We start from the raw sequence: 26,917 nt of genomic DNA on the forward strand, positions 1-26,917 counted from the left end.
AAGTTAATTATAATATAAATAACATTACATTAAATCATTATTCGTAAATATTTCATTTTAAAATCAAGCAGCACAAAACTACAATATTATCCTATGTAATTTCAATCGGATCATATTAAATTTTGCAAATAATGAACCCACAATGTGCCCCACAGCACCAACAAACCAATGCCAATAAGGGATAGAGACAAAAAAAGACGACACATAAAGCATCGTCATTTTTATAAAAATAGGGTGTAATTTATTACGGTAGAATATGATTTTTATAAAGATCAATTGTAAACCTCCCTCCAATAATATTTCTGAAACTGGAGAATACCACAAAATTAAATATAGTCAAGGCTATAATAAAGGAATAGATCATTCTTTTTGTATTGGCAGAAACAACATACATCGCATTGGGAATCAGGACAAACGAGAATCCAATAAACGCTCCGGCCAGCCTTGAAGAAAATACAGGATTGTTCCTAAATATAAAATAGAGACAAATCCCAATCACTGCATAGTTCCTGTGATATTCGTAATAGGGATACTTTTCTTTCATTGGAGTATCAAATGCAAATAAAAAGAAGGTAAGGATGGCCATTAATGCTTCAGGAATACCAAAACCACCATTCAACCTTTGGGCTGTCTCATCCACATATCCATTAAATCCTTCCACCAGCATACTGTCAGAAGCGATATTGCTCAAAAAATTTCCAAACACTTTATACACTTCAAACGGCGATAAAAATATTGAACCAATGATCAGCACCAACATTACTGTTTTATTCAAAGGTACCCTGGCAAGCCAGTACATTGGCAGAAATATATAACACACGTTGTGGATTCCGGAAGCCAGAAAGACAAAAAACAGATAATGCCACAACTTCCTCTCCTTAATATATCTGATTGCGAAATAAATGATAAAAGTACCAAGATTCTGTCTTATCTGCCCGCTTTCCCCAATGAAGAAATTAGGAATAAACATGAACAGTGTAAAAGTGAATGGATAAAAAGTATTATCCTCAGTATATTTTATCTTAAAAAATATAGCAAAAATTGCAATGACCAGCGTTAAAACATAGAACGGAGCATTGAACACATTAAGCAATATCTTATTGATCAATGCATATAGCCACTCGATATCTACATTTTCTGAACCCTCTATATGCAGGGCTTTCAAAAAGATACTCACATATTCTTTCGTATCTGAATAGATGTATATCCCTTTATAACTTCCATAATCCGGGCCTACACTATCACGTAGCCCCGCAATAATGATAAGGTAAATACCTAAAAACCAAAACCACTTTTTCTCTACTTTATTTCCAAAAACCTCCTGAATACTGAAAAACAGCATATAGATCATGGCAATGATGTAATATGGATGCAGTAAACTCATGGGCGGATCACGGAATTTTTAAATTGATGATAAGCAACGATAATTCCGGTAAGAATAAGAGGCAGGAAAAGCCTGACCTCCCAATACAATCCAACCATAGTAATCATAACAAGATAAGGCAATGAGAAAAAAAGATATTTTTTAAAAAACGTTTTATTTTCAGCTGACCCACACAATTGATATACAAAGTATAAAACAGTACATCCAAACAGGAGTCCTGCCAGGTTAAAAGGACTTTCAAAATTTCTATTAATATAGAAACCTTCAACAAACGTTGTTTCCTGAACAATGATCATCCTCAATCCCAGATAGGCCACTAAAAATGCAACCACAAGAGGAATTGTTTTCCAGATAAACCTGAAATCTCTCTTTTTAAGTTCGTCAATATTTAAGAAAATTGCGGCAAAAAAAGCAATATTCAGACAAGCTGTTTCTCTGATAAATGTGGAGAGAAAAATAAGCCCGATCAAAGAATAGAAATATACAGATCGATTTGTGTAAAGGTATTTCAAAGTCAAAAACACTCCCGTAAGATAACAAAACAAAGCCATCATATCACAGTTCGTAGGTGCGTACTGCGTAATTACAATAAAGAAGATAGCCAGCAAATGAACAATCCCTCTTACGTTAGTATTCAAAAGAAGTTCAACAGGTTTTAGCCTCAGAATCTTATTAAGAATGATGGAAGACAGAATAAAGAAAAAACTATTCATTAAAAAAAGCCCGTGATAAAATGCGGTTCCGTTTTTAAAGAGAAATTTCTGAAAAAAGCCGAGGTAATTATCAATAACAAATCCCACGACACCCGTAAGATACAAGCTGAGATAGTTTGGAATTACCCGATATGCATAAACAGACGAGAATAAATAATCTGGTGGCCTTTCTGCTGTCTTCAATCTTGTATAGGAAGATTCAAACCCATAGTAAGCCATAGAAAACAGCAAAAGCGGAAGTATTATTGTAAATAAAAATCCGTTCATTTTTTCATCAAAAATTTTCAACATATCAAAACAGCTTTTTATTCAAAATAATTTTGTTTTAAAATATATTATTAAAAGGGAACATTTGCAAAAGTATAAGTTTTTTTTATTTTACCTAAACATTTTATTGATTTTCAGATAAAAGTTAATTGGTAAAAGTTTTGAACTAATACTTAAAAAATTAAATTTGCAAACTTGATTTTTAAATGAAATGCATCGTTTTTTTATATTTCTATATTATTTAATTTCTAAAAATAGATTCCTATCTATATTATTTACAGCAGGAATCGCCTTGGTGTGCTTATTTTTTGCATCAAAAATAAATTTTGAGGAAGACATTAATCAGATTATTCCTAAAAGCGAAAAATCCGACCTGACTGCTAAAGTTCTTAAACAACTTAATTTTTCAGATAAGATCATAGTCATTATAGAGAATAAATCTTCTGAAGACAGCTTCCAGCTATCTGAAACCGCCAATATTTTTTTAGAAAAAATCTCTCCATTAAAAAAATACATCGGAGCAATTCAGGGAAAAGTAAATGATAATGAAATTTCCGAGACATTTGATTTTGTGAACCAGAATCTCCCACTGTTTTTAGATGAAAATGATTATAAAAAAATTAATGAGAAGCTTCAGAAAGACAGTATTGCGAAGCAGGTCGAAAATAACTATATCTCCCTGTCTTCTCCTACAGGTCTTGTTACAAAAGAATTTATAAAAAAAGATCCTCTTGGCATTACTTTTTTAGGCATCAAAAAATTAAATGCGCTCAATATCAGTCAGGATTTTAAACTGGAGGACAATTATATTGTTACCAAAGATGGAAAAAACCTTTTACTGTTCATCGATCCTAGAAATAAAAGTAATGATACCAAAAACAATGAATTTTTTGTAGATCAGCTGAATACAATAAAAGACGACATCAATAAACAGTTTAAAGGCAAAACAGAAATAAGTTACTTTGGATCTCCTGTAATTGCAGTTGCTAATGCAGAACAGATAAAAAAAGACATTCAGAATACGGTCATGATTTCTATGACTGTTCTTCTCATACTCCTTATCTATTACTTTAGAAATTTCTTTACACCTATTATTGTTTTCCTGCCCACGGTATTTTCCGTTTTACTGGCTTTACTTATATTATATTTCATCAAGGACAAGATTTCGGCAATTTCCCTAAGTGTCGGAGCAATCTTAATCGGAATCACGATAGACTATTCATTACATATTCTTACCCATTACAAACACAACAACAATATTGAAGAACTATACAAAGAAATCACCCAACCCATTATTTTAAGCAGCGCTACGACAGCAGTCTCTTTCTTATGCCTGGTCTTTGTAAGATCTGAAGCTTTGAAAGACCTGGGCTTGTTTGCTTCCATTACGGTAATGCTTTCTTCAATTTCAGCTTTGATTATCGTACCTCAGCTTTACCATCCAAAGGAAAAAGCAGGTCACGTAAGTACAAATTTCATTGATAGAATTGGCTTTTATCCCTACGAAAAAAACAAGCCCTTAATTATCGGATGCTCTTTAATAATCATTGCCTGCCTATTTGGATTCCGTCATGTTGGTTTTAATGAAGACATTGGTGATTTAAATTACATCCCGAAGGATCTGAAAATAAGTGAAGCTAAATTGCAAAGGCTTTCTGACATTACATCAAAATCAATCTATACAATTTCTTATGGTAGTTCAGAAGAAGAGGCCTTAGCGAGAAATACCCAGCTTAATCAATTTTTAGAAAAGGAAAAGAAGGATGGTAAAATCCTAAGCTATAATTCTTTAGGGAATGTTGTTCTCTCTGAAAAAGATCAACAAAAAAAGATTGAAAACTGGAAGAATTTCTGGGATGACAATAAAAAAAGACAAACAGTTTCTGAGTTGACCAACAACGGAAATAAATTCGGATTCAACAGTTCAGCTTTTGCCCAGTTTACAGGGCTTTTAAATAAAAACTACTCTATACGTAGTCTCAGGGATTATGAAAAGATAAAAGCACTGCAGGTATCAGAATTTCTAAGTAACGAAAATGGATTTTATACTGTTTCCAATATCGTTAAAGTAGATGAAACCAAAAGGAACGTTTTTATTAAGGATGTAGAAAAAAAACAGGATGTCCTTGCTATAGACCGCCAGCAAATGAATGAGAACTTTCTGGGGCTGTTAAAAAGGGATTTCAACACTTTGATCAATTATTCACTGTTGGCTATTATTCTTACGATTATTGTCTTCTTTAGAAACTTTGAACTAACTGTTCTTACCATGTTTCCTATTGTCTTAACGGGAATCGTTACCGCGGGGATATTGTATTTCCTGGGATTAGAACTTAATATTTTCAGTACCGTGGTTTGTACTTTAATTTTTGGAGTTGGAGATGATTTCAGTATTTTTCTTACCAAAGCCATGCAAAAAGAGCATACAACAGGAAAAAATGAACTCCCTACTTACAGGATTTCAATCATTTTAGCTGTTTTTACAACCATTTTGTCTATTGGCTCATTGATTTTTGCCAAACACCCGGCATTACATTCTTTAGCATTAGTTGCTTTAATAGGAATGTTCTCTGTGATCATCATTACTTCAACATTGTACCCATTCTGGTTTAGACTTTTAATAATTAACCGGGCAAAAAAGGGACTTTCTCCTATTACGTTCAGGCTATTCCTGCATTCAACACTATCGTTTTTATATTACGGTTTAGGGGGATTTCTTTTCTCTTTATTTGGAACCGTTTTTGTAAAAAATGCAGGCGGAAATACCTTGAAATATATCAAAATATTTATTGCAAAGTTCTTAACATCCGTTTTATACAGTAATCCTTTTGTTAAAAAAGTAGTTATTAATAATCCTAATGAAGATTTTAGCAAACCTGCTATTATTATTGCTAACCATACTTCTTTCTTAGATACTTTAGCTCTTGCAATGACCAATTACAAGATTGTCTATTTAGTTAATGACTGGGTTTATAACTCGCCCATTTTTGGAAAACTGGTAAAGGCATTAGGCTTTTATCCGGTTTCTCAGGGAATAGAAAATGGAATAGACAAACTGAAGGAAAAAATAGAACAGGGATATTCTCTGGTTGTCTTCCCGGAAGCAGAACGCTCTTACACCAACGATGTAAAAAGATTCCATAAAGGAGCTTTTTACCTTTCGGAACAACTCAATTTAGACATCCTGCCAATGTATATTCATGGAAACTCTGAAGTATTACCGAAAGGCGATTTCATTATTTATGACGGAAGCATTACAGTGAAAGTTGGCGAGCGTATTGATAAAGATGATCATAAATTCGGAACCACCTATTCAGAAAGAACAAAGAGGATCAATGCCTATTTCAGAGAAGAGTTTGCAAAACTAAGAAATGAACTTGAAGATGAAAATTACTTTAGAAAGAAGTTATTCTTAAGTTTCTTATATAAAGAGAATGATATTGTAAAAGAGATCAAAGAAGATTTCAATATCAATAAGTCAGCCTACTTTGAACTGAATAAGCACATCCCAAAAGAAGCAACTGTTCTTCATATTGCTGACGATTATGGGCAAACAGATGTTTTACTGACTCTTCAGGAGGCGAGCCGGAAGATATTCAGTCTGATTTCCGACCCTGAGAAAAGAGAAGTGGCAGCCCACAACTATATTGTAAAAAGAAGAAAAATAAACTATATATCGAGCATTTCAGAGATTAATAAAAAGGTTGGTATACTTTTAGTTTCTAATGAAAACTATGATTTAAGTACTCTTGGGCAACTGCCTGAAATTATTATTTTCTTCAATATCAAAAACATATTGTTTCAAAACAGTGAATATCATTCATATTTTAGTTCAGAATCAATTAAAATATACAAGAGATAACCAATAAATTATAAAAGTATATTTTTGTAATCAATAAAAATTTCCATGCAGAAGAACATACTTGTCTTATACTATACGCAAACGGGCCAATTAGAGGATATTGTAAAGAATATTGCCCAGCCTTTTGAGGATAAAAAGGACGAATATAACGTTACGTATTATAATATTAAGCTTAAGGAAGATTTCCCTTTTCCTTGGCCTGGTGACGTTTTCTTCAATACATTTCCTGAATCCTATTTGCAAATCCCCAGTGAGATCCTTCCTCCACCGGAAGAAGTACTGAATAAAAAATTCGATCTCATTATTTTCGGATATCAGGTTTGGTATTTAACCCCCTCTATTCCTATTATTTCTTTCTTAAAAAGTGGCTATGCGGAAAATATTCTGAGAGACACTCCGGTAGTAACCGTTTCAGGATCCCGAAATATGTGGATGCTTTCTCAGGAAAAGCTTAAAGTGTATCTGAAGAATTTAAATGCAAAGCTCGTTGGAAATATTGCGTTGGTAGACCGACACGATAATTATACCAGTGTATTGACTATTTTGCGCTGGCTGACTACAGGAAAGAAGGAAAAATCAGGAATATTACCTGCTGCAGGAATTTCAGATGAAGAAATTACCGGAGCCGGAAAATATGGTACCATTATTAAAAGGCATTTTGATAATAACCATTATGACAATCTACAACCGGAACTCGTAAAAAATGGTGCCGTAGAAATCAGACCTTTTTTAGTAAGAGTCGAGAAAGTAGGAAATAAAATATTCACCGTATGGTCTAATCTGATTATAAAGAAAAAAGAGAAACGACCATTGCTGATAAAATTCTTTAAGGTATATTTGATGGCAGCAATATGGATTATTTCTCCTATTGTCTTGGTTTTTCACATATTATTAGCCCCTGTTTTAAGATCAAAAAGACTGAAACAAAAAAAATATTTACAAGGAATTAATTTAAAATAAGAGATGAACGACGTATTTATAACCAAAGCTTCAACATACTTACCCAATGAGCCTGTTTCTAATGATGAAATGGAAAGCTATCTTGGCTTGGTCAATGACACTCCTTCTAAAGCGAGAGCTCTAATCTTAAGAAATAACCAGATTACAACGAGATATTACGCCTTAGATAAAAACAGCCAACCTACTCATACCAATGCTCAGATTACAGCAAAGGCGGTGGAAGGTCTGTTCGATGAGAATTTTACAAAAGAAGATATCCAACTGTTATCTTGCGGAACCACTTCTGCGGATCAGATTCAGCCTTCCCATGCTTCTATGGTTCATGGAGAACTGAAAGTTGGAAAATCTATAGAAATTAATACTTCAACCGGACTATGTAATTCAGGGATGAATGCCTTCAATTACGGTTTTCTTTCTGTAAAAGCAGGGGTGCGGGACAATGCAGTCTGTGTAGGATCTGAAAGATTTTCTGCATGGATGACCGCTGATAAATTTAATCATGAAGCAGAAAACTTAAAGTTGCTGGAAGAAAGACCGATCATTGCTTTTAAAAGAGAGTTTTTAAGATGGATGCTTTCCGATGGTGCAGGAGCTTTACTGTTGGAAAACAAACCAAGAGAAAACAGTGTTTCTTTAAAAGTGGAATTCATTGATTTCTATTCTTATGCACACGAGATCGAGGCTTGTATGTATTCCGGCTGTGAAAAACAGGAAGATGGTAGTTTAAAGTCTTGGGCAGATTATTCTTCTGACGAATGGCTGAAGCAATCGCTTTTTGCTTTGAAGCAGGACACCAAGCTTTTAGATCAATATATATTAGTAAAAGGAGCAGAAAGCTTAAGAGCTTCTTTCGATAAACACCAATTAGATCCGGATAAAATAGACCACGTTTTAGCTCATATCTCTTCAGGTTATTTTAAAAACGGACTTAAAGAAGAATTCGCTAAAAAAGGAATGGACTTTCCTTGGGAAAAATGGTATTACAATCTTTCTGAAGTAGGAAATATCGGAGCGGGTTCTATTTTTATCGCACTGGAGGAATTAATGAATTCCGGAAAATTGAAAAAAGGTGAAAAAGTACTTCTTTGTGTTCCTGAAAGTGGAAGATTTGCTTATTCTTGCGCACTATTAACGGTTTGCTAATGGAAATCAACCTGCCAACATCAGACAAAGATTTTGTGGAAAGTTTAATTCCACAGAGATTTCCTTTTGTAATGGTGAATCAGTTGTCTGAATATTCTGAAAATCATCTGATCTCAGGATTTATGATAAAGGAAGAGAATATTTTTCTTCAGGATGGAGTTTTCCAGGCTTCAGGACTTATCGAACATCAGGCACAAAGCGTAGCCTTACATACAGGCTATAAATATTATTTATTAGGAAAAGAAGCCCCGACGGGTTATATCGGCGCCATTAAATCCTTTGAGGCTGAAGCTTTACCAAAGGTAGGAGACCAACTCATTACAGAAGTTAGTATTCTCAATGAAGTGATGGGAGTAACACTCGTTAACTGCATCACCAAATTGAACAATGATATCATCGCAAGTTCTCAAATGAAAACTGTTGTAAAATAATTTTAATGAAAATTAAGGAAGACAATATCATCAATATTCATCACTTTTTACCTCATCGTGAACCGATGCTGATGGTGGATTATATTTTGGAATTGACAGAGCAGAATGTTATTACTTCCTTTCAGATAACAGCAGATAACATTTTTGTACATAACAATGAACTTGTAGAAGCAGGATTAATTGAAAATTCAGCTCAAACCTGCTCATCTATTGTAGGGCAAAGCTTTTTTGAAGGTCCCGAGGTGGAAACAAAGGTCATAGGTTTTATTACCAATATTAAAAAGATTGATGTATTCTCATTACCCAAAGTAGGCGATACCATTATTTCAAAGGCATCACTTATTTCTAAATATGAAAATATCTGCAATATTTTCTGTGAAACTTTTAATAATGATGAGTTACTGATAAGAGCAGAAATCAATTTGTTTATTCAAAAGCTATCATAATAAAATAAACGATGAAAAAGCAGGATCTCCCACAGGATGAAAGCAATCTGAAATCAGCAAACATGACAGAAGTAGTGTATGTTACTGATGAAAATGATAATTATACAACAGCAAACAGCATTGGCTGGGAGGCTAAGAAATTAGCTCTTGAAGAATCTATGGACCTCATCCATGAAAGAATAGAGGAAGCCAGAAAGAATGTTGCAGATCAAACAGCAAGTCCTATTATTTATTTCATGGAGCTGAATAAAATGGACCTGGGAGTACTTTCTGCCTATGTCGGATTATGGCAATGGCGGGTAAAAAGACATACCAAACCTAAAGTATTTAAAACACTAAGCGATACTGTGCTTAAAAAATATGCGGATGCATTTGGAATCACAGTAACAGAATTAAAAAATTTCAATGGGAAGTAATAAAATGAAGCATAGATTCTATGTGTAATTGCAGCTGACCAGGAAATAGAAAAAAATATACGGATGAAATTGAATTTTGAACATCACCAAACCGCTCATTGCGAAAACGGTGTTGCCTCTAATTTATTACTCTATAAAGGTATAAAACTAAGTGAACCTATGATTTTTGGAATAGGTTCAGGATTGTTTTTTGTATATCTGCCTTTCTTAAAAGTAAACTTTGCTCCCGGCTTCAGCTATCGTCCGATGCCTGGCGCAATTTTCAGTAAGGCGGCCAAAAGATTAGGTATTAAAATAAAAAGAGAGAAATTCTCAAATCCCAAAGATGCACAATTGGCATTGGAGAAAAATCTAGAAAATAACATTCCTACCGGACTTCAGGTGGGGGTTTTTAATCTTACTTATTTTCCGGAAGAATATAAATTCCATTTCAACGCCCATAATCTTGTCGTTTACGGAAAGGAAGATGGAAGATTTCTGATCAGTGATCCGGTAATGGATTACGTAACTACTCTCTCTGAAGCCGAACTGGAAAAAGTAAGGTATGCAAAAGGAGCACTACCTCCGAAAGGTCATATGTACTATCCTGTTTATATTCCTGAAAATATAGATGTACAAGATGCTATAAAAAAAGGAATTAAAGATACTTGTAAAAACATGCTCGCTCCTGTTCCTCTTATTGGAGTAAAAGCCATGAGGTGGGTCGCGAAAAGCATCCCGAAATGGGCTGAGAAAAAAGGGACCAAGGTGACCAATCATTATTTGGGTCAATTAATAAGAATGCAGGAAGAAATTGGAACCGGTGGCGGTGGATTCAGATTTATTTATGGTGCTTTTTTACAGGAAGCTGCAGAAATTCTTAAGAATGACCAATTAAGAGAATTATCGAAGGAAATTACTGCCATTGGAGATCTTTGGAGAGACTTCGCAGTAGATATTGCCCGGGTTTATAAAAACCGTAATTCAAAAAGTAATATCTACCAGGAACTTTCAAAATCAATGCTTCATATTGCAGATCTGGAAGAAGCTTTCTACAAAAAACTGAGAAAAGCAATCTGATATGGCAGAGCACATGATCGAAATTAAAAATCTTTATAAAAAATATAAGAATTCTGATGAATTTTCTGTCAACGATATTTCTTTGAATATCGACAAGAATGAGATCTATGGAATTCTTGGTCCTAACGGCGCAGGGAAAACCACTTTAATATCCATGCTCTCGGGATTGATCAAACCTACTTCTGGCCAGTTTACGATTAACGGGCTTTCCCCTCAAAAAAACAGTTTTAAAATAAAACAGATCATAGGGATCGTCCCTCAGGAATATGCACTTTATCCGACCCTTACAGCAAAGGAAAACCTGTTGTTCTTCGGAAGCTTGTATGGATTGAAACATAAAGCTCTTCACAGGAACATTGATGAATCCCTGGAAAGAATGGGCTTATCAAAATTTGCTGATAAAAAAGTAGAGCAGTTCTCAGGAGGAATGAAGCGCCGTTGTAACCTGATTGCCGGAACACTTCATAACCCCAAAGTTCTGTTCTTAGACGAACCAACGGTGGGAGTTGATGTACAGTCTAAAAAAGTGATCATCGATTTCCTGCAGGAACTCAATAAAAACGGGACATGCATTATTTATACATCCCATCACCTCTCTGAAGCTGAGGAATTCTGTACTAAAATTGCAATCATAGACCGAGGAAGAATCCATGCTGTTGGAACTCCTGAAGAGCTCGTTGCACAAATAGCTACTGCTGAAACATTGGAAGATGTTTTCATTTCATTAACCGGAAAAGAATTAAGAGATGTTGTTGTATAAATTGTGGAGAAGCTTTATTAAGGAAATTCTTTTATTAAAAAGAGATATTGGAGGGATCGTCATTATTTTTGTGATGCCTTTACTGCTCATTGTAACGATTACCCTGATTCAGGATTCTACATTTAAAAACCTTGAAGGTTCAAAAATACCAATCATATTCATTGATAAAGATCAATCTGATGTCTCCCAAAACATCAAAAAAGAACTGGAAAACAGCAAAACATTCCAGCTTCTGACCAATTATAATGAAAAATCAGCACAGGACGCTGTTTTCTCGGGAGAATATCAAATGGCCATTGTCATTCCAGAAAATCTGACAAAAGACCTCAACTCCAATATCGACTCCAAAGTTCAGACGATTGTCAGTTCCTTTGGTTTGGAAACGGATTCTGCGTCTGCCAAAAAACCAGTTTCAAAAACAAAAGAAATCCATCTTTATTTTGATCCCGCAACCAATGCCGGATTTAAAAACTCTGTGATGAATTCTGTGAACAAAATGGTTTTTGAAATTGAAAACAAAAAAATTTACAAAGCCTTTCAGGATCAGTTGGGAACTACTGAAAATCTCGAAGAAAATAAGAACTTAATCAGTTTTAAAGAAATCACTCCGAAAAAAGGCGATGTGGAAATTATGCCCAATTCTGTTCAGCATAATGTCCCGGCATGGACCTTGTTTGCCATTTTCTTTATTGTGGTTCCACTTTCCATCAATCTTGTGAAAGAAAAAAGTCAGGGCACCAGCGTAAGAGCAAGAGTAAGTCCAACACCTTACTACATTCATATCTTAGGAAAAACATGTACCTATCTTATAATCTGCATGATCCAGTTTTTACTGATGGTCGCAGTAGGAATGTACCTATTCCCTTATATGGATCTCCCGGCATTTGACGTTTCCGGAAAAATGTTCCACCTGATTATTGTGACCTTATTTGCCGGCTTAGCTGCAATTGGGTTCGGGGTTTTATTGGGGACCATTGCCGACACTCAGGAACAGTCAGCACCTTTTGGCGCAACTTCAGTAGTCGTATTGGCTGCTATCGGAGGAATTTGGGTTCCTGTATTCCTGATGCCTGAATTCATGCAGCATGTAGCTCAATTTTCACCAATGAACTGGGGACTTAATGCATATTATGACATTATTTTAAGAAACAGTGGAATTACTGATATAGCGAAAGAGCTTATTTTATTACTTTTATTTTATATCGCTATGGTCACCATTTCAATTTTTTACGAAAGGAAACAAAATGCAGTCTAAAGAAAAAAATATTACCTGCACTGAGGAAGTCAGGGTAAGGTTCAATGAAACAGATCCTTTGGGAATTGTCTGGCATGGCCACTATATTGTTTATTTTGAAGACGGCAGGGAAGCTTTTGGAAGAGCACATGGCCTTTCCTACCTGGATATCCAGAAAGCCGGATATCTTACTCCCATCGTAAAAAGCACTTGCGAACACTTCCTTCCTTTAAAATATGGGGAAACCTTCAGGATTGAGACCACTTTTGTTAATTCGGTTGCAGCCAAGCTGATCTTTACATATGAACTGTTTAACGAGGACAATAAACTCGTTTGCAGTGGAGAAACCATTCAGGTATTTTTAGATAGTACGGGAAACCTGTGTTTGTATAACCCCGATTTCTTTCAGAAGTGGAAGGATAAAATGAAGCTTTCATGATGAAGGAAATTTACATAACCGATTACAACTGCGTGACTCCACTCGGAATGAATGTATCCGACAACTGGAGTGCTTTAATGCAAAACCAATCCGGAGTAGCAAAGCACTCAATTATTGAAAATCAGGACGCTGTATATGCTTCAATGATAGATACAGAAAAGCTGGAAACGGAATTTATCAAAAACTTTTCCGATCAGGATTTTACAAGATTAGAAAAAATGTTCATGCTATGTTTAAAGCCATTGGTTGAGAGACATGCTATTAACAGTAATACTGCATTTATATTATCCACAACAAAAGGAAACATCAGCTTATTAAAGAATCAGTCCACTTTACCCGAAGGAGCCTTCCTTTCTGCCCTGGCACAAAAGATCGGTGATTTCTTTGGATTCAAAACAAAACCTATTGTTGTTTCCAATGCCTGTGTTTCGGGGGTTATGGCCATTGGGGTTGCCAAAAATTTAATTCAATCGGAGAGCTATCAAGATGCCTTCGTAGTTGCGGGCGATGAGATCACTGAATTTGTTATCTCAGGATTTAATTCTTTTCAGGCTATTGGTACAGAGCCGTGTCAGCCTTATGATAAGAACCGTAATGGAATTAATATCGGAGAAGCAACTGCTGCTGCCTACATTACAAGTGAAATCAACTCAAACGAAAAATTTCGGTTTAAAATCCTTGGAGATTCCGCTATTAATGACGCCAATCATATTTCCGGTCCCTCAAGAACAGGGGATGGATTGTATGCAAGCATTAAGAATGCAATGACAGAAGCTAAAGTTAGTGCAACAGAAATTGATTTTATCTCTGCGCACGGAACCGCAACACTGTATAATGACGAAATGGAAGCCGTTGCTTTTAACAGGATGGAATTACAAAATGTCCCTTTAAACAGCATGAAAGGTTTTTATGGACATTGCTTAGGGGCTTCCGGATTACTGGAAAGTATCATTTCTATGGAAAGCTCTCTACACCACACACTTTTGCCATCTAAAAACTTTAAAGAAATGGGCGTATCCCAGCCCCTTCGTATTATTAAAGAACAGCAAACTGCAGAAATTAAATATATTTTAAAGACAGCCTCCGGTTTTGGAGGATGTAATGCTGCCGTAGTTTTAGAAAAATGTTAATTTGAAAAAAATGAAGAAAACAGCTTTTTGCAGTATAGAAAATTCAACGATTACCATTAATGAAAATGTTGTTTTTACAAGCACTGAAGCAACATTCCAGGAATTTGCCAAGGAAGCTTATAAGAGCCTTGACCTTAACTATCCTAAATTTCATAAAATGGATGCCCTCAGCAAACTCGCCTTTCTATCTGCAGAAATGCTTCTGAAAGACCAGGAAAACAGCAGGACAGCCCTTGTTTTTGCAAACAGATCATCAAGCCTGGATACGGATTTCAAATATCAGGACAGTATTAATTCTATAGAAAGTTATTTTCCCAGTCCAGCAGTCTTTGTTTACACATTACCTAATATTTGTGTAGGCGAAATAAGTATCCGGCACCAGATGCAGACAGAAAATGCTTTTTTCGTTTTAGATGAATTTGATGAAAATTTTTTAAATAATTATGCCCGGCAATTATTGCAATCCGGTAAGGCTGAAAAGGCATTATGTGGCTGGGTAGAACTATATCAGGAAAGTTATAAAGCTTTTGTATATTTGCTAACCTTGTGAAAAATGTAACAATATAATAGTGTAGCAGTATAACATTGAAAAGCCATCATTCAATTTTTACAATTGGAATATCGGTAAACAACCACACTGGTACACGACAATAAATAATATTTATGGAAGATTTAAAATTAGAATTAAAACACAAAATCATAGAAGTTCTTAACCTTGAAGATATTTCAGTAGAAGAAATCAAAGATACTGATCCATTATTTGGAGGTGGATTAGGATTAGACTCTATTGATGCTTTAGAGCTGATCGTTCTTCTTGACAAGGATTACGGAATAAAATTAGCCGATCCTAAGAAAGGAAAAGAAATTTTTCAATCTATCGATACAATGGCAAAGTTCATCGAAGAAAACAGAACTAAATAATTAATGGGTCATAGAATTGCCATAACAGGAATGGGCATCATTTCTTCCATTGGAAACAATGTAGAGGAAAATTTCATTTCACTGACCACCGGCCGGCATGGTATTTCAGATATTCAGTTATTTGAAACCCGCCATGCAGGAAATATCAAGACAGGTGAAATAAAAAAAACCAATGAAGAACTTGTACAACAACTTCAGCTGAATGAAGACAACAACGTGACAAGAACTTCTTTATTGGGAATGGTTGCCGCAAAAGAAGCGATAGAAAGTGCCGGGATATCCGATATCAATACCTACAAAACAGGTCTGATCTCTTCCACGAGTGTAGGAGGAATGGATATTACTGAAAAATACTTCTATAGCTATGAGAACTTTCCTGAAAAGCAAAAATATATTGATGCTCACGATGCCGGAAATTCCTCATTAGCCATTGCAGACTTTTTAGGCTTAAAGGGGATGGTATCAACAATCAGTACTGCATGTTCATCAGCAGCCAATGCGATCATGATGGGTGCAAAACTTATTAAAAACGGAGTTTTAGATCGTGTGATTGTAGGTGGAACAGATTCTTTATCTAAGTTTACCCTCAATGGGTTTAATACGCTTATGATCCTGACGGATTCTTACAATACCCCTTTTGATCAGAATAGAAAAGGGCTTAACTTAGGTGAGGCCGCTGCCTTTTTGGTACTGGAGTCTGAGGAAGTTGTAAAAAAAGAGAATAAAAAAGTCCTTGCCTATCTGTCTGGTTATGGCAATGCAAATGATGCCCATCATCAGACCGCATCTTCAGAAAACGGGCAGGGAGCCTATCTGGCTATGCAACAAGCATTAAAGATATCCGGAATTGACAAAAAGGACATTGATTACATCAATGTTCATGGAACCGCAACTCCCAATAATGATCTATCGGAAGGAATTGCTATGACGCGGATCTTTGGAGAAGGAAATGTTCCTGAATTCAGTTCAACCAAAGCTTTTACCGGACATACTCTGGCCGCAGCGGCAGGAATTGAAGCTGTTTATTCTATTTTAGCCATTCAAAACAGTGTTATGTTTCCAAATTTGAATTTTAAAAACAAAATGGAAGAGTTCGATTTGGTTCCGGTAACTGAACTTAAAGAGAAAAACATCAATCATGTACTTTCCAATTCATTTGGATTTGGAGGAAATTGTTCAACCTTAATTTTCTCAAAATCATGAGTGTAGTTTATATCAATGGAGCTTCTTGTATTTCTGTTCAGGATACATTAGCCGAAAACTTTTCTCAGAATCTGAATCCTGAAAATTCAATACCAATTATAAAAGCAATCGAACCGAACTACAAAGAATTCATTCCTCCTGCCATGATCAGGAGAATGTCGAAAACGGTAAAGATGAGTTCAGTTGCATCGCACCATGCCCTGAAAGAAGCTGGAATAGAAAAACCGGACGCCATCATTGTAGGTACGGGGATGGGATGCTCTCAGGACTCGGAAAAATTCTTAAAAAATGTGATTGATAATCAGGAAGAGTTTTTAACCCCTACTTATTTCATTCAATCGACTCACAATACCGTGGCAGGTCAAATTGCTTTGGCTTTACAGTGTCATGCCTACAACTTTACCTACGTTAACACTTCTTCAGCTTTAGAGTTTTCCTTGCTGGATGCTAAGCTGCAGATCACAGATGAAGAAGCCGAAAACATTCTGGTAGGATCTACGGATGAACAAACCGACAGAACCATGGAACTTTATAAGCTTCACAACATCATTAAGAAATCTGAAGACTTTCCTTTCGATTTTTTAAAATCAACAACGAAAGGTGTTATGTGGGGGGAAGGCTCAAGCTTTTTTGTTATAGGCAAAAATAAAACGGATAACACTTATGCTAAGATTAAGGATATCCAAATCATCAATAGTCTGGAAAATCAAGAAACTGAGTCATTTGTTGGAGGTTTTCTGGATAAAAATAATCTGACCTACAAAGATATCGATGTTGTCATTCTTGGATTCAGTGGAGATCAGGATTCCGATAATTATTACAAAACAGCGATGAGCCTGTTTCCGGAATCAGCATTACTCTACTATAAACATTTGAGTGGAGAGTTTAATACAGCAAGTGGATTTTCGACTTTTATGGCTTGTCAGATTCTCAAAAACCAGGAGATCCCGGAAATAATGAAGATTCAGCCCGTACAAAAAGATGCTATTAAAAATGTACTTTTATATAATCACCTTTTGGGGGATGATCATAGTTTGGTGTTGTTGGAGAGAGCTTAATGGGGCGAATTAGCGGAAAGGCGAAATTGCTGAATTGCTGAATTGCCAAACTGTAAATTTGCAAATGGGAGAAGTCTTTGCTTTCAGGTTATTTGGATTCTTTATTTCTCTTTGCTACATTTTGAATGACACTAAGGTGAGAAGTTAACAAATTTCAATCCAAAAATTCATAAACAATACAAGATGAAACATTACTTATTTATTCTATTTTATCTTTTCTGTAATGTGTTTATTTATGCATTTCAGGGAACTTTTTGGGTGTATTTGTTTTGTTTTTTTCTTTTTTCAGCAATTGTAGTCTGGGCTTCTTTTGATATCCAGCTTGGATATTTTGTCAATAGCATTACCCATAAAAGAACCAGGATAAAAGAAGTTGCCCTTACTTTTGATGATGGGCCTACAGAATTTACTCCTCAATTTTTAGATCTTCTTCAGGAATATCAGATTAAAGCAACATTTTTCTGTATTGGAAAACAGATTGAAAAATACCCGGAGACATTTCAAAGGATTATTGCCGAAGGCCATTGTGTTGGAAATCACACCTATTCCCACTCCAATTCAACAGGTTTCCTGTCTACCGCTAAAATGGCAGAGGAAATAACAAAATGTGATCAGGTTTTTGCCTCTGTAGGAAACGGAACTACTTCATTATACAGACCTCCATTTGGAGTTACCAATCCTTCCATAGCAAAAGCAATTAAGAAAACCGGAAAAAAAAGTATTGGCTGGAATGTCAGATCTTTAGATACGGTTATTGATGATGAGAAGAGAATCTACAAAAGGATAACAGGAAAGATCAGACCCGGTAGCATTATCCTTCTTCACGACACTTCAGAAAAGACCTATCGTGTTTTGGTAGATTTATTGCTATTTTTGAGGGATAAAAAATATTCCACTTTCACCATTGATTCAATTATAAAATCAAATAGAAAATGATTAAAAATATTGCTTTTGGGGCATTTTTATTGGTTTCAGGTTTCTTTTTTGCACAAAATACGGCAATGACAGGAACTGAGGCAAAAGCTTTTGTAACGAAAGTATCGTCTGAAACCCAGCAGATCAAAACTTTACAGAGCGATTTTACACAAACCAAAAAAATGGATTTTTTAGATAAAAATATCATCACTTATGGTAAGATGTCGCTAAAATCTCCTAATATGCTAAGCTGGAAATATACCAAGCCTTATCAGTACAGCATTGTTTTTAAAGAAAATAAAATCTTCATCAATGATCAGGGAAAGAAATCTTCTGTTGATGCAAAAAGTAAAACTTTTGAGAAGATCAATAAACTCATCGTTGGAAGTTCTAACGGGAAAATGTTTAGCGACCCTGAGTTTACAGTTACTTACTTTAAAAGTTCTGCTTATAATATAGCAAAGTTCACTCCGAAATCTGCTCAACTTTTGAAGTATATCAAACAGATTGAGTTATACTTTCCGAAGAATGAATCAACAGTTGCACAAGTCAATATGTTAGAAGCATCTGGAGACACTACGAATATTGTTTTCAAAAATACGAAGATCAATGCCCAGATTCCTGCTTCAGAGTTTTCTTTATAGTACTCTTTTGTTATTTCTTGTGTCTTGTAAGACCTATAAGCTTACGGATGTAAAACCAGTTCCCAACTCTGTAAAATTTGTTGAGAACTCATACTTTTCGTCAAAAGAAGATTATGTTTATAAATGCCAGATCGATATCTATAAAAATCACATCAGTGGAATACTGATCATAAAAAAGATCAGTGAAACGACTCATCGTGTCGCTTTAACTTCAGATTTTGGAAACAAACTCATCGATTTCGAAATTTCAGACCATGATTTCAAAATCAACTACATTATTCCTGATCTCGACAAGAAGATCGTAAAAAATTTTTTGAAAAATGATTTTCAAGAGCTACTAAAACAGACATACCCTGTACAGGAAAGTTTTGAAAATGATCAGGCAAAAATTTACCTTTCTCAGGAAGATCATAAAAAATACTATTTGTTTTTCAACAAAGAAAAAGGATTACTCGATCAGATCATGTATACCCGAAACAATAAAGCAAAAATCAATTTTAGTTTTGAGGCAAAAAAACATATATTCGCTGACAGTATCAATCTTCAACACAAAGATTTCAAGATCAATATCAAACTATTTCAAATAACAGAAACCGAGTAACAAATGCAAACTATTCTTACAGACTTTTACACCCTGGAATCTTACGATAAAGCTGAAAACGGAAGTTTTGTTGCTAATATTTCATTAAACAAGGATCATGAGATTTTTAAAGGTCATTTCCCTGGAAATCCCGTTACTCCCGGTGTCTGCATGATGCAGATCGTAAAGGAACTTACAGAGGAGTTCACAGGTTCCAAACTATTTTTACAATCAGCTTCCAATGTGAAGTTTATGGCGATCATTAACCCGTTTGAAACCCCTGATCTTATTGTACAGCTGGACATTAATGAAACAGAAGATGGAATTAAAGTAAAGAATACCACTCTATTTGGCGAGACAATTGCATTAAAAATGTCTGTACACTATAAAAGATAAAACTCATGAAATTGATCTTATCCCTGGTAACCGCATTTCTTTTTTTCTTTCAATCCTCTGATTTGGAATCATTGAGAAACAGCTATGCAAAAGCGAATCAATCCAATTCCAATACTCAGTCCTTTATCAACCTTGCTGAAAAGCAATCTTCATCAGATCCGGTTATTGCCGGTTATAAAGCGGCGGCCCAAATTATGGAGGCTAAAGTAACCACTGAAAAAGGAAAGAGAAAATCTTTTGTAAAAGCTGGAGCAACAAGCCTGGAAAGCATCATAAAAAGCAATACAAACAATATCGAATTAAGAGTAATCAGATTAAGCGTTCAGGAAAACATCCCTAAGATCGTTGGATATCATTCCAGTTTAAAAGATGATAAAACGTTTATTTTGAGTAACTACAGCAAACAGAATTCAGCATTAAAAAGCTATATTCAGAAATTTGCAGCACAGTCTAAAACTTTCACACCTGCAGATAAAGCTTCATTAAAATAAAACAATGACCCTTCCTGAAGTACAAAATGCAATTTCCGAAAAGAAAATTTGTGTTTTAATTCCCACTTACAACAATGAAAGAACGCTTACCCGAGTTATTGAGGGTGTCTTAGAATATACCTCAAATATTATTGTTGTCAATGATGGATCCACCGATTCTACAGCTCAGATTCTGAATCGATATCCTCAGATTACAACACTTACCCTTCCGGAAAATAAAGGAAAAGGAAATGGCTTAAAAACAGGGTTCAGAAAAGCCAAAGAATCAGGATATCATTATGCAATAACAATTGACTCTGATGGTCAGCACTACCCTGATGACATTCCGGTTTTTGTAGAGGCTCTCATTCAGGAAAAAAAAGACATTCTTCTGATTGGTAACCGAAATATGTCACAGGATGGAATTCCTAAGAAAAGCAGTTTTGGAAACCGATTTTCTAATTTCTGGTTCTGGTTTGAAACCGGTATTAAATTAGAAGATACCCAATCAGGTTATCGGCTGTATCCTTTACTTAAAATCCCAAAGAAATATTTTACCCCGAAATTTGAATTTGAAATCGAAATTATTGTACGATCAGCATGGAGACATGTTCCCGTAAAAAATGTTCCGGTAAAAGTTCTTTATGATCCGGCAGAACGGGTATCTCATTTCAGACCGTTTAAGGATTTTACACGGATCAGTATTCTGAATACCATTCTCGTTACCATCACATTGGTTTATATTATTCCAAGAAATTTCATCAACAACTTCCGGAAGAAAAGTTTTAAAAAATTCATCAAAGAAGATGTTCTGGAGAGCGATGGCAGTAACCGAACCAAAGCTTTTTCTGTTGCATTTGGTGTTTTTATAGGTTTATCTCCTTTCTGGGGATTCCAGACATTGCTTGTCATTTCTCTGTCTGTCCTCTTCAAATTAAACAAAGTCCTGGCTTTTGTAGCATCCAATATAAGCCTGCCTCCATTTATCCCATTTATAATTGCCGCCTCATTATTTGTGGGTTCTCCTTTCGTCCACGGAGAAAGTAATGTATTTGGTCAGGAATTAAATTTCGATCTGGTTAAGAATAACCTTCTCCAATACATTATAGGCAGTTTGATCCTGGCAAGCACAGTATCTGTGATTTCAGGAATAGGTGTTTATCTTTTTTTGAATAAGGTAAATCCCGACAACGAATAATTATGATCACTTATGTATAAAAAAGAAAAGCCTTAGAATATAAATTCTAAGACTTCTCCGATCTAATTATTACATTTTTCTTTTTATTACATTTTTCTTTATTTTGACACAATAATTTTCTGACTGAAATTAATTGTTTTATTAGTAATCTTAACCATATAAGCTCCATTGATTAGCTTGGAAACATTAACCTTTTGCTGCTGGTTAAGGTTAATATATTCTGTACTAACTAATTTACCCGTAAGATCATAGATCGCTACTGTAGTAATTCCAGATAAATCATTATTGGAAGGCACTTTTATGCTAAACTCATCTTTGACAGGATTTGGATAGATCGAGATTCCACTGTTACTGGAAGTAATCGTTTCTTTTGTACCTAGCGTGTTACATTCAGTTGGAATGGTGAAATCTTCAACCTGATCATTAAGCTCAGCTGCAGGATCATTGAAGCCCATATAAAGACCATTCAATCCACCAGGACTTGCATTGACTCCCAACCCTCTTTTTGCAAACGTTTTCCAGATCATACATTTATCAACTCCTCCTGTTGTTGCCTGGTCAGCAGCCAATATAGCATCTCTTCCCTGTATAAAACTAGGGTTACATGGCTGCAGTTTAAGAGCATCCATAACCAATTGTAATACTTTTGCACTTCCACTGTTAGGATCAGCCAATACATTGCTGTTATAACCATACTTTTCAACATAGTTCCAATTTAAGTCCCATAACATTGTAGCCCAAATGAAGCCAATGCTGTGAACATCTGGTCTTGTAACCGGGTAAGCACCACCTAGTACATCATTAACCTTCATCCCGTTGGTCCTTGCATAAGTGAAATTATTAATGCTAAAATCAGGTGAATATTTTGCAGGTCGTATACCTGCTTCATTGATTTGCTGTCCTTTCGTAAAAGTACCCATTCCTCTTGGTACAGAGGCATTATCTCCAGGCCTGTTGGTTACCATTAGAGCAAAAAAATCAGACCAGCCTTCTCCCATCTGTTCGTTATCATCAATCCATGACAAACAGCTGCTTCCAGTACCAGTCAATCGATTGGAGATACCATGTCCATATTCATGAGCCACTACGCCATTATCAAGACTTCCATCTTTATAAATATAATTCTGCTTATCATATTTCAGCGTTCCATTTACTGTAGTTCCTGCTGTTAATTGATTAACCAAAAATTCACCTTCTGATTTTCCAATCATAATAGTAGGTATTGTAATTGAAGCATCAGATCCTCCTAAACCGACTGGTGTATCACTGTTTGGATGATATTGAATAACACCAATAGCTCCAGCTGTCTGAAGATTTTTTGTTTTAAGTGCAAATGCGCAACCTCCTGCAGTAGTTACGGCAATTTTCCCAGTCAGGGTTCCTGCCGCAATAGCAGTACATGCATTTGCTGGAACCGGCAGAGCCAGATCACCCGTTACCGGAGGATTCCCCTCAAGTTCCGGTCCAAAAGCAGCGGTAGCACTTTTCGGTATTCTTGTCGTATAGTTTGCCGGTGCATTATAAAAAAGATTCTGCATATCTTTTGGTTCAAAAAGATACATCTGCATTCTACCGCTTGTTCCTTCCACAGCAGGGTTAAAATTCGCGTTATTGTAGGATCCTCCGTCTCTAGCTTCAGCAAGAACCGGATCATTTCCAGTACCGCCATTGGTAAAATTATTCATCTGAAAATTTCGGGCAGATTCTGTAAATCCAAACTTATAAAACACATCATGCATTTTATTGGTGGTATAAAACAGATTTGTTACTGCCGCAGAGGTATAATTTTGCGGAGGCAAAGTAACATCCATTGGGAAATCAAATACTCTTGATGCACCTCCATCCGGAGAAAACTGAGGCGTGTTTGTATTATTCTCATCGGTATATGTATAGGTGTTATTTCCTCTTGTTATGGTATAATGATTCGTTCCATCAGAATGCCAGCCTTCTGGAGAGGCTGTTAGATCCCAGGGATTAGAAATCAGGGTTCTGTTTCCAAATGTAGGTCCTTCAATAGGAAACGCAAGCACCTTATAAGAGGCATCATCTGGCGCAAAAACAAAATTAGCAGCTGTCTTTTTCAGGTTGGCCGGAAGCAAATAAGGCTGTGCTGTTTCATTTGTTTGAGATATCTCTAAAGGTAAATGCTCATAAGCATCAGAATGAAAATCACACGAAACAGTTGTATTTTCCTTATACAAAATAGAACCGTCTTCAGTACTTATAATCACATTCCACACATTACTTGTTCCTTTTTCTTCAATAAAGAACTGGTATCCCAATTGTAAAGTACCTGCTTTTGAGTAATAAACAGTTGTTGCTTTAATAGGATTTTGTAATGCTTTACTATCCTTTGAAGAAGCGTTCTTATTAATTTTTTTTACTGCCTCATCGATCATGAGATCTTTATTGGCATTTTCTTTACCTTTAATATTGGTAGGATAATCTTTGATGAAGGTGTCTGCAAAGCTTAACACTTCATTTCCACGAACCAAAACATTTGCTGAACTCCCGAAAACAGGGATTCCATTAAGAGTTTGTTGTATCCCTACCACATCACCTTTCAAACTTTTAGATGGATCAACATTGATAATCTGAAAAGCTTTCAGTTCCGAGCTCACTTTTTGTAAGGGGCCTTTTGCAGAATTCATATATCCTCCTATAATCCGCTCATATTTCTGGGCAGAAAGAGAGCCAAAACAGGCGAGAGAGGATAAAAGTAAAAATTTAATAGTAAATTTAATTCTAATCATAATACATCTTTTTTAGTAAGCCACCAATTTATGTATTTTTTTGCGAATTAATTAGTGAAATGATTAAAAAAATAAAGAATTAATAATTTAAACATCAATTTAAAAAAACTATAAAATTTTAATTTAAAATTATAATTTCAATATATTTTATTATATAAAAGCTATAATTTGTAAAATAAATCAGATTACGCTTATTTATAAAAAAGGATATCAAAGTCTCCATTTAAGGAATTATACATCATCCTAAAGCCTAAATCTCACCAATATTCTATAAAAAAAAAGAAAAATACCCAATTATTTATATTTTAGATTGATCCTCTTTACATAGAATAAAAATAATTTAATCCTAACCTATTTTTAAAATCCTGAAAATGGGATTATTTTTTTGATGGTGATTATAAATAATATCATCCCATATTTGAATTTAAGTTATAATTAAAAACTGCAAAGCCTTTCGACTTTGCAGTTTTTTCATCTTTCGAAACACTAATATTTCTATTTTTTTGTTACCTTTTGAGAATAGGTTTTACCATTTTTATCTGCCAAAACGAGAATATAAACTCCGGAAGTCAATTCTTTTATAGAAATTGAATTTCCTTCCACCTTTTTCTGCAACACGGTCCTGCCATTCAAATCATAAAGTTTTGCTTCTGCAGGAACAAAGTTATTTGCAGCTTTAATATTTAGAATATCATCACTTGGATTAGGATATACAGTAAATAAAACCTGGCTATTCTGTACCTCTTTTACATCTAAATGAGTTCCCTCCACGACATGCAATGTGGTATTGGGTGTTACATTCAAAATGACATCAACTACACCAGACGGCCACTTTATAACCACTTTAGTAATAGCTGTAGCCTGACCAATTCCAAAGTGGGCATTCAGGGTATTCATATTCTGGAATCCAACACCACTTTGTACATCACGGATTTGCTTACCCCAGGCTCCATAGATTTCTACTCTTGCTCCAATTCCGTTTCTGTTACTTTGTGTTCCCTGTAAAGTTACTTTAAGCCATTTATTGGTATTTCCATCATTTAACATGATTGTATTTCCATTTTGAATATCCAGGAAACCGTCATTATTCAAATCTCCTATCGGCCTGTTATCATGATCTAAGGTATATGGATTAAGATTGGGACTAAATTTAAAATTTCCATCACCAAACATAATTGTATTTCCCGCTCCTAATACATCAAGAAATCCGTCATTATCAAAATCGTAAGCTACATATTCACGGCTCAGGTTATTAATCATTTCATACCCAGAACCTGCAGATACATCCGTAAAGGTTCCATCCCCATTATTCTTCATCACTTTACTAAGACCATTAGCTGTAGAATTTATTCCAATCACAGCATCCATCCACCCATCATTATTAAAATCTCCCCACGCTGAAGACCACGTCTGAGTGGGATTAGCCATATTTGCGGCAACGGCAACATTTGTGAAGGTCCCGTCTCCGTTATTCCTGTGCAATTCATCGATATTTCCACCAGGCCCCGATCCTCCGCCACTGCATTTTGCAATATACATATCCATATCTCCATCATTATCATAATCGATCCAGATAGAACCATAATTGCCTCCTGAAGGAAAATTTCCTAATCCTCCCTGGTTATGATTCATATTGGTTCCATCATTCAAATAAAATCTATTGGGAGCATTATCATCGCAGACAAAAGCATCCAGCTTTCCATCTTTATTGATATCTATAAAGTTGGTACGTTGGGTTAAAAATGACTGAGGCTTTCGGTCAGAAGTATACCCTGTTCCGTCAGCATTAGCTTTTACAAAAGTAACCCCACTTCCTGAACCATAGATCAGATCATTAAATCCGTTATTATCGTAATCTCCTGCGGCAATACTCCAGGTTGGTAATACTATTGTATTGGGAATTGTATACGTTACATTATTAAATCCTCCCCCCGACTGTTGGTATGAAATGACCATTTGTGTATTATTGACCACAGATACGATATCATCCAGGTAGTCTCCGTTCATATCGACCACACAGTGATTAAAATTTCCGGCAGCACTCACTGGTTGAGGAGTAAATGAAAGTCGGTTTATAATTGGTGTTGCCTCTGTCAAGGTAAAGTTAAATCCTAAACTGGACCATTTGTTATCGAATACAATGTAATAGCTATTTCCAGCTATTGCAGAAAATGTGACCTGGGAAGAATTTCCCGAAAAATCATCATTTGCAGCAACGCAAGCAAGTGCTCCACAGGTTCCTTTGTACACGATCAGTCTTGTATCTATATTCTGCCCTGCGATTACTGTAGAAACAGTTACACTTTTGTCTTGAGTCGCTGTGTATTTATACCATAATCCGGCCGTGCCCAGGCTTCCTAAGCCACAAACTGAAGTAACCGCAGTCCCTGTAACTGCTGGTGCTGTATGTGTTCCGGCTGTAAGATCTACCGCGGAAGCACATGTGAGTTGTGCAATTCCCCATGTTATATTGAACAATACAACAAGAAAGGATAAATTTTTTCTCATATTTTCTTCATTTTGATTAGTTTTTCG

The 26,917-nt window shown here is 35.4% G+C and carries 25 protein-coding genes; 21 read left to right on the top strand and 4 right to left on the bottom strand.

Features of this window, described 5'->3' with window-relative positions; translation table 11 throughout:
• Positions 1-244: 244 nt before the first annotated feature.
• Together CEY12_RS12735 and CEY12_RS12740 are read right to left on the bottom strand one after the other, a co-directional pair.
• On the bottom strand, positions 245-1,384 hold the full coding sequence (locus tag CEY12_RS12735; RefSeq protein WP_228409694.1) for an EpsG family protein: 1,140 nt from the start codon (positions 1,382-1,384) through the stop codon (positions 245-247).
• Positions 1,381-2,388, bottom strand: a complete 1,008-nt coding sequence (locus tag CEY12_RS12740) for a hypothetical protein (protein WP_089028042.1) — start codon at positions 2,386-2,388, stop codon at positions 1,381-1,383. Before CEY12_RS12740 ends, CEY12_RS12735 begins: the two co-directional genes overlap by 4 nt.
• Positions 2,389-2,575: 187 nt before the next feature.
• On the opposite strand from CEY12_RS12740, the gene CEY12_RS12745 reads away from it, so the two are divergent.
• The 21 genes from CEY12_RS12745 (at position 2,576) to CEY12_RS12845 (ending at position 21,629) form a co-directional block, all read left to right on the top strand.
• Positions 2,576-6,226: an MMPL family transporter gene (locus tag CEY12_RS12745; RefSeq protein WP_089028043.1), complete on the top strand. Its 3,651-nt coding sequence runs from the start codon at positions 2,576-2,578 to the stop codon at positions 6,224-6,226.
• Between the two features lie 45 nt (positions 6,227-6,271).
• The gene (locus CEY12_RS12750) at positions 6,272-7,186 is read left to right on the top strand and encodes a hypothetical protein (protein WP_089028044.1); all 915 of its coding nucleotides are present in this window, start codon (positions 6,272-6,274) and stop codon (positions 7,184-7,186) included.
• A gap of 3 nt (positions 7,187-7,189) precedes the next feature.
• Positions 7,190-8,329: a beta-ketoacyl-ACP synthase III gene (locus CEY12_RS12755; protein ID WP_089028045.1), complete on the top strand. Its 1,140-nt coding sequence runs from the start codon at positions 7,190-7,192 to the stop codon at positions 8,327-8,329.
• Positions 8,329-8,760, top strand: a complete 432-nt coding sequence (locus tag CEY12_RS12760; RefSeq protein WP_089028046.1) for a hypothetical protein — start codon at positions 8,329-8,331, stop codon at positions 8,758-8,760. The genes CEY12_RS12755 and CEY12_RS12760 overlap by 1 nt, the downstream gene beginning before the upstream one ends.
• Before the next feature lie 5 nt (positions 8,761-8,765).
• The gene (locus CEY12_RS12765; protein WP_089028047.1) at positions 8,766-9,206 is read left to right on the top strand and encodes an ABC transporter permease; all 441 of its coding nucleotides are present in this window, start codon (positions 8,766-8,768) and stop codon (positions 9,204-9,206) included.
• An 11-nt stretch (positions 9,207-9,217) separates the two neighbouring features.
• A complete protein-coding gene (locus CEY12_RS12770) occupies positions 9,218-9,622 on the top strand; it encodes a hypothetical protein (protein WP_089028048.1) in 405 nt (134 codons plus the stop codon).
• Positions 9,623-9,685: 63 nt separating this feature from the next.
• The gene (locus CEY12_RS12775; RefSeq protein ID WP_089028049.1) at positions 9,686-10,681 is read left to right on the top strand and encodes a BtrH N-terminal domain-containing protein; all 996 of its coding nucleotides are present in this window, start codon (positions 9,686-9,688) and stop codon (positions 10,679-10,681) included.
• 1 nt (position 10,682) lies between these two features.
• Positions 10,683-11,441 (top strand): ABC transporter ATP-binding protein, encoded by a 759-nt coding sequence (locus tag CEY12_RS12780; RefSeq protein WP_089028050.1) that lies wholly within the window; start codon positions 10,683-10,685, stop codon positions 11,439-11,441.
• Positions 11,428-12,696: an ABC transporter permease gene (locus CEY12_RS12785; RefSeq protein ID WP_089028051.1), complete on the top strand. Its 1,269-nt coding sequence runs from the start codon at positions 11,428-11,430 to the stop codon at positions 12,694-12,696. The genes CEY12_RS12780 and CEY12_RS12785 overlap by 14 nt, the downstream gene beginning before the upstream one ends.
• Positions 12,686-13,114, top strand: a complete 429-nt coding sequence (locus CEY12_RS12790) for an acyl-CoA thioesterase (protein ID WP_089028052.1) — start codon at positions 12,686-12,688, stop codon at positions 13,112-13,114. The genes CEY12_RS12785 and CEY12_RS12790 overlap by 11 nt, the downstream gene beginning before the upstream one ends.
• Positions 13,111-14,244, top strand: a complete 1,134-nt coding sequence (locus CEY12_RS12795; protein ID WP_089028053.1) for a beta-ketoacyl synthase N-terminal-like domain-containing protein — start codon at positions 13,111-13,113, stop codon at positions 14,242-14,244. The genes CEY12_RS12790 and CEY12_RS12795 overlap by 4 nt, the downstream gene beginning before the upstream one ends.
• Positions 14,245-14,254: 10 nt before the next feature.
• Positions 14,255-14,794 carry a 3-oxoacyl-ACP synthase gene (locus CEY12_RS12800; RefSeq protein WP_089028054.1) on the top strand — a complete coding sequence of 180 codons (540 nt, stop codon included), beginning with the start codon at positions 14,255-14,257 and terminating at the stop codon, positions 14,792-14,794.
• Between the two features lie 113 nt (positions 14,795-14,907).
• Positions 14,908-15,165 (top strand): phosphopantetheine-binding protein, encoded by a 258-nt coding sequence (locus CEY12_RS12805; RefSeq protein ID WP_089028055.1) that lies wholly within the window; start codon positions 14,908-14,910, stop codon positions 15,163-15,165.
• Positions 15,166-15,168: 3 nt separating this feature from the next.
• Positions 15,169-16,368 (top strand): beta-ketoacyl-[acyl-carrier-protein] synthase family protein, encoded by a 1,200-nt coding sequence (locus CEY12_RS12810; protein ID WP_089028056.1) that lies wholly within the window; start codon positions 15,169-15,171, stop codon positions 16,366-16,368.
• Entirely contained in the window at positions 16,365-17,426 is a 1,062-nt protein-coding gene (locus tag CEY12_RS12815; RefSeq protein WP_089028057.1) for a beta-ketoacyl synthase N-terminal-like domain-containing protein, read from the top strand. The genes CEY12_RS12810 and CEY12_RS12815 overlap by 4 nt, the downstream gene beginning before the upstream one ends.
• A 183-nt stretch (positions 17,427-17,609) precedes the next feature.
• Positions 17,610-18,362: a polysaccharide deacetylase family protein gene (locus tag CEY12_RS12820; RefSeq protein WP_089028058.1), complete on the top strand. Its 753-nt coding sequence runs from the start codon at positions 17,610-17,612 to the stop codon at positions 18,360-18,362.
• Complete coding sequence (locus CEY12_RS12825) at positions 18,359-18,985, top strand: LolA family protein (RefSeq protein WP_089028059.1); 627 nt, start codon at positions 18,359-18,361, stop codon at positions 18,983-18,985. Before CEY12_RS12820 ends, CEY12_RS12825 begins: the two co-directional genes overlap by 4 nt.
• Positions 18,951-19,586, top strand: a complete 636-nt coding sequence (locus tag CEY12_RS12830; RefSeq protein WP_089028060.1) for a hypothetical protein — start codon at positions 18,951-18,953, stop codon at positions 19,584-19,586. Before CEY12_RS12825 ends, CEY12_RS12830 begins: the two co-directional genes overlap by 35 nt.
• A gap of 3 nt (positions 19,587-19,589) precedes the next feature.
• Positions 19,590-19,961: a 3-hydroxyacyl-ACP dehydratase gene (locus CEY12_RS12835; protein WP_089028061.1), complete on the top strand. Its 372-nt coding sequence runs from the start codon at positions 19,590-19,592 to the stop codon at positions 19,959-19,961.
• Positions 19,962-19,966: 5 nt separating this feature from the next.
• On the top strand, positions 19,967-20,452 hold the full coding sequence (locus tag CEY12_RS12840; protein WP_089028062.1) for a hypothetical protein: 486 nt from the start codon (positions 19,967-19,969) through the stop codon (positions 20,450-20,452).
• A gap of 4 nt (positions 20,453-20,456) precedes the next feature.
• Positions 20,457-21,629, top strand: a complete 1,173-nt coding sequence (locus CEY12_RS12845; protein WP_089028063.1) for a DUF2062 domain-containing protein — start codon at positions 20,457-20,459, stop codon at positions 21,627-21,629.
• Positions 21,630-21,727: 98 nt separating this feature from the next.
• Here CEY12_RS12845 and CEY12_RS12850 read toward each other — a convergent pair whose 3' ends face one another.
• Positions 21,728-24,382: a T9SS-dependent M36 family metallopeptidase gene (locus tag CEY12_RS12850; RefSeq protein ID WP_089028064.1), complete on the bottom strand. Its 2,655-nt coding sequence runs from the start codon at positions 24,380-24,382 to the stop codon at positions 21,728-21,730.
• Between the two features lie 495 nt (positions 24,383-24,877).
• Positions 24,878-26,890, bottom strand: a complete 2,013-nt coding sequence (locus CEY12_RS12855; protein ID WP_089028065.1) for an FG-GAP-like repeat-containing protein — start codon at positions 26,888-26,890, stop codon at positions 24,878-24,880.
• Positions 26,891-26,917 lie beyond the last annotated feature (27 nt).

This window comes from Chryseobacterium sp. T16E-39 (assembly GCF_002216065.1).
Classification (GTDB): Bacteria; Bacteroidota; Bacteroidia; order Flavobacteriales; family Weeksellaceae; genus Chryseobacterium.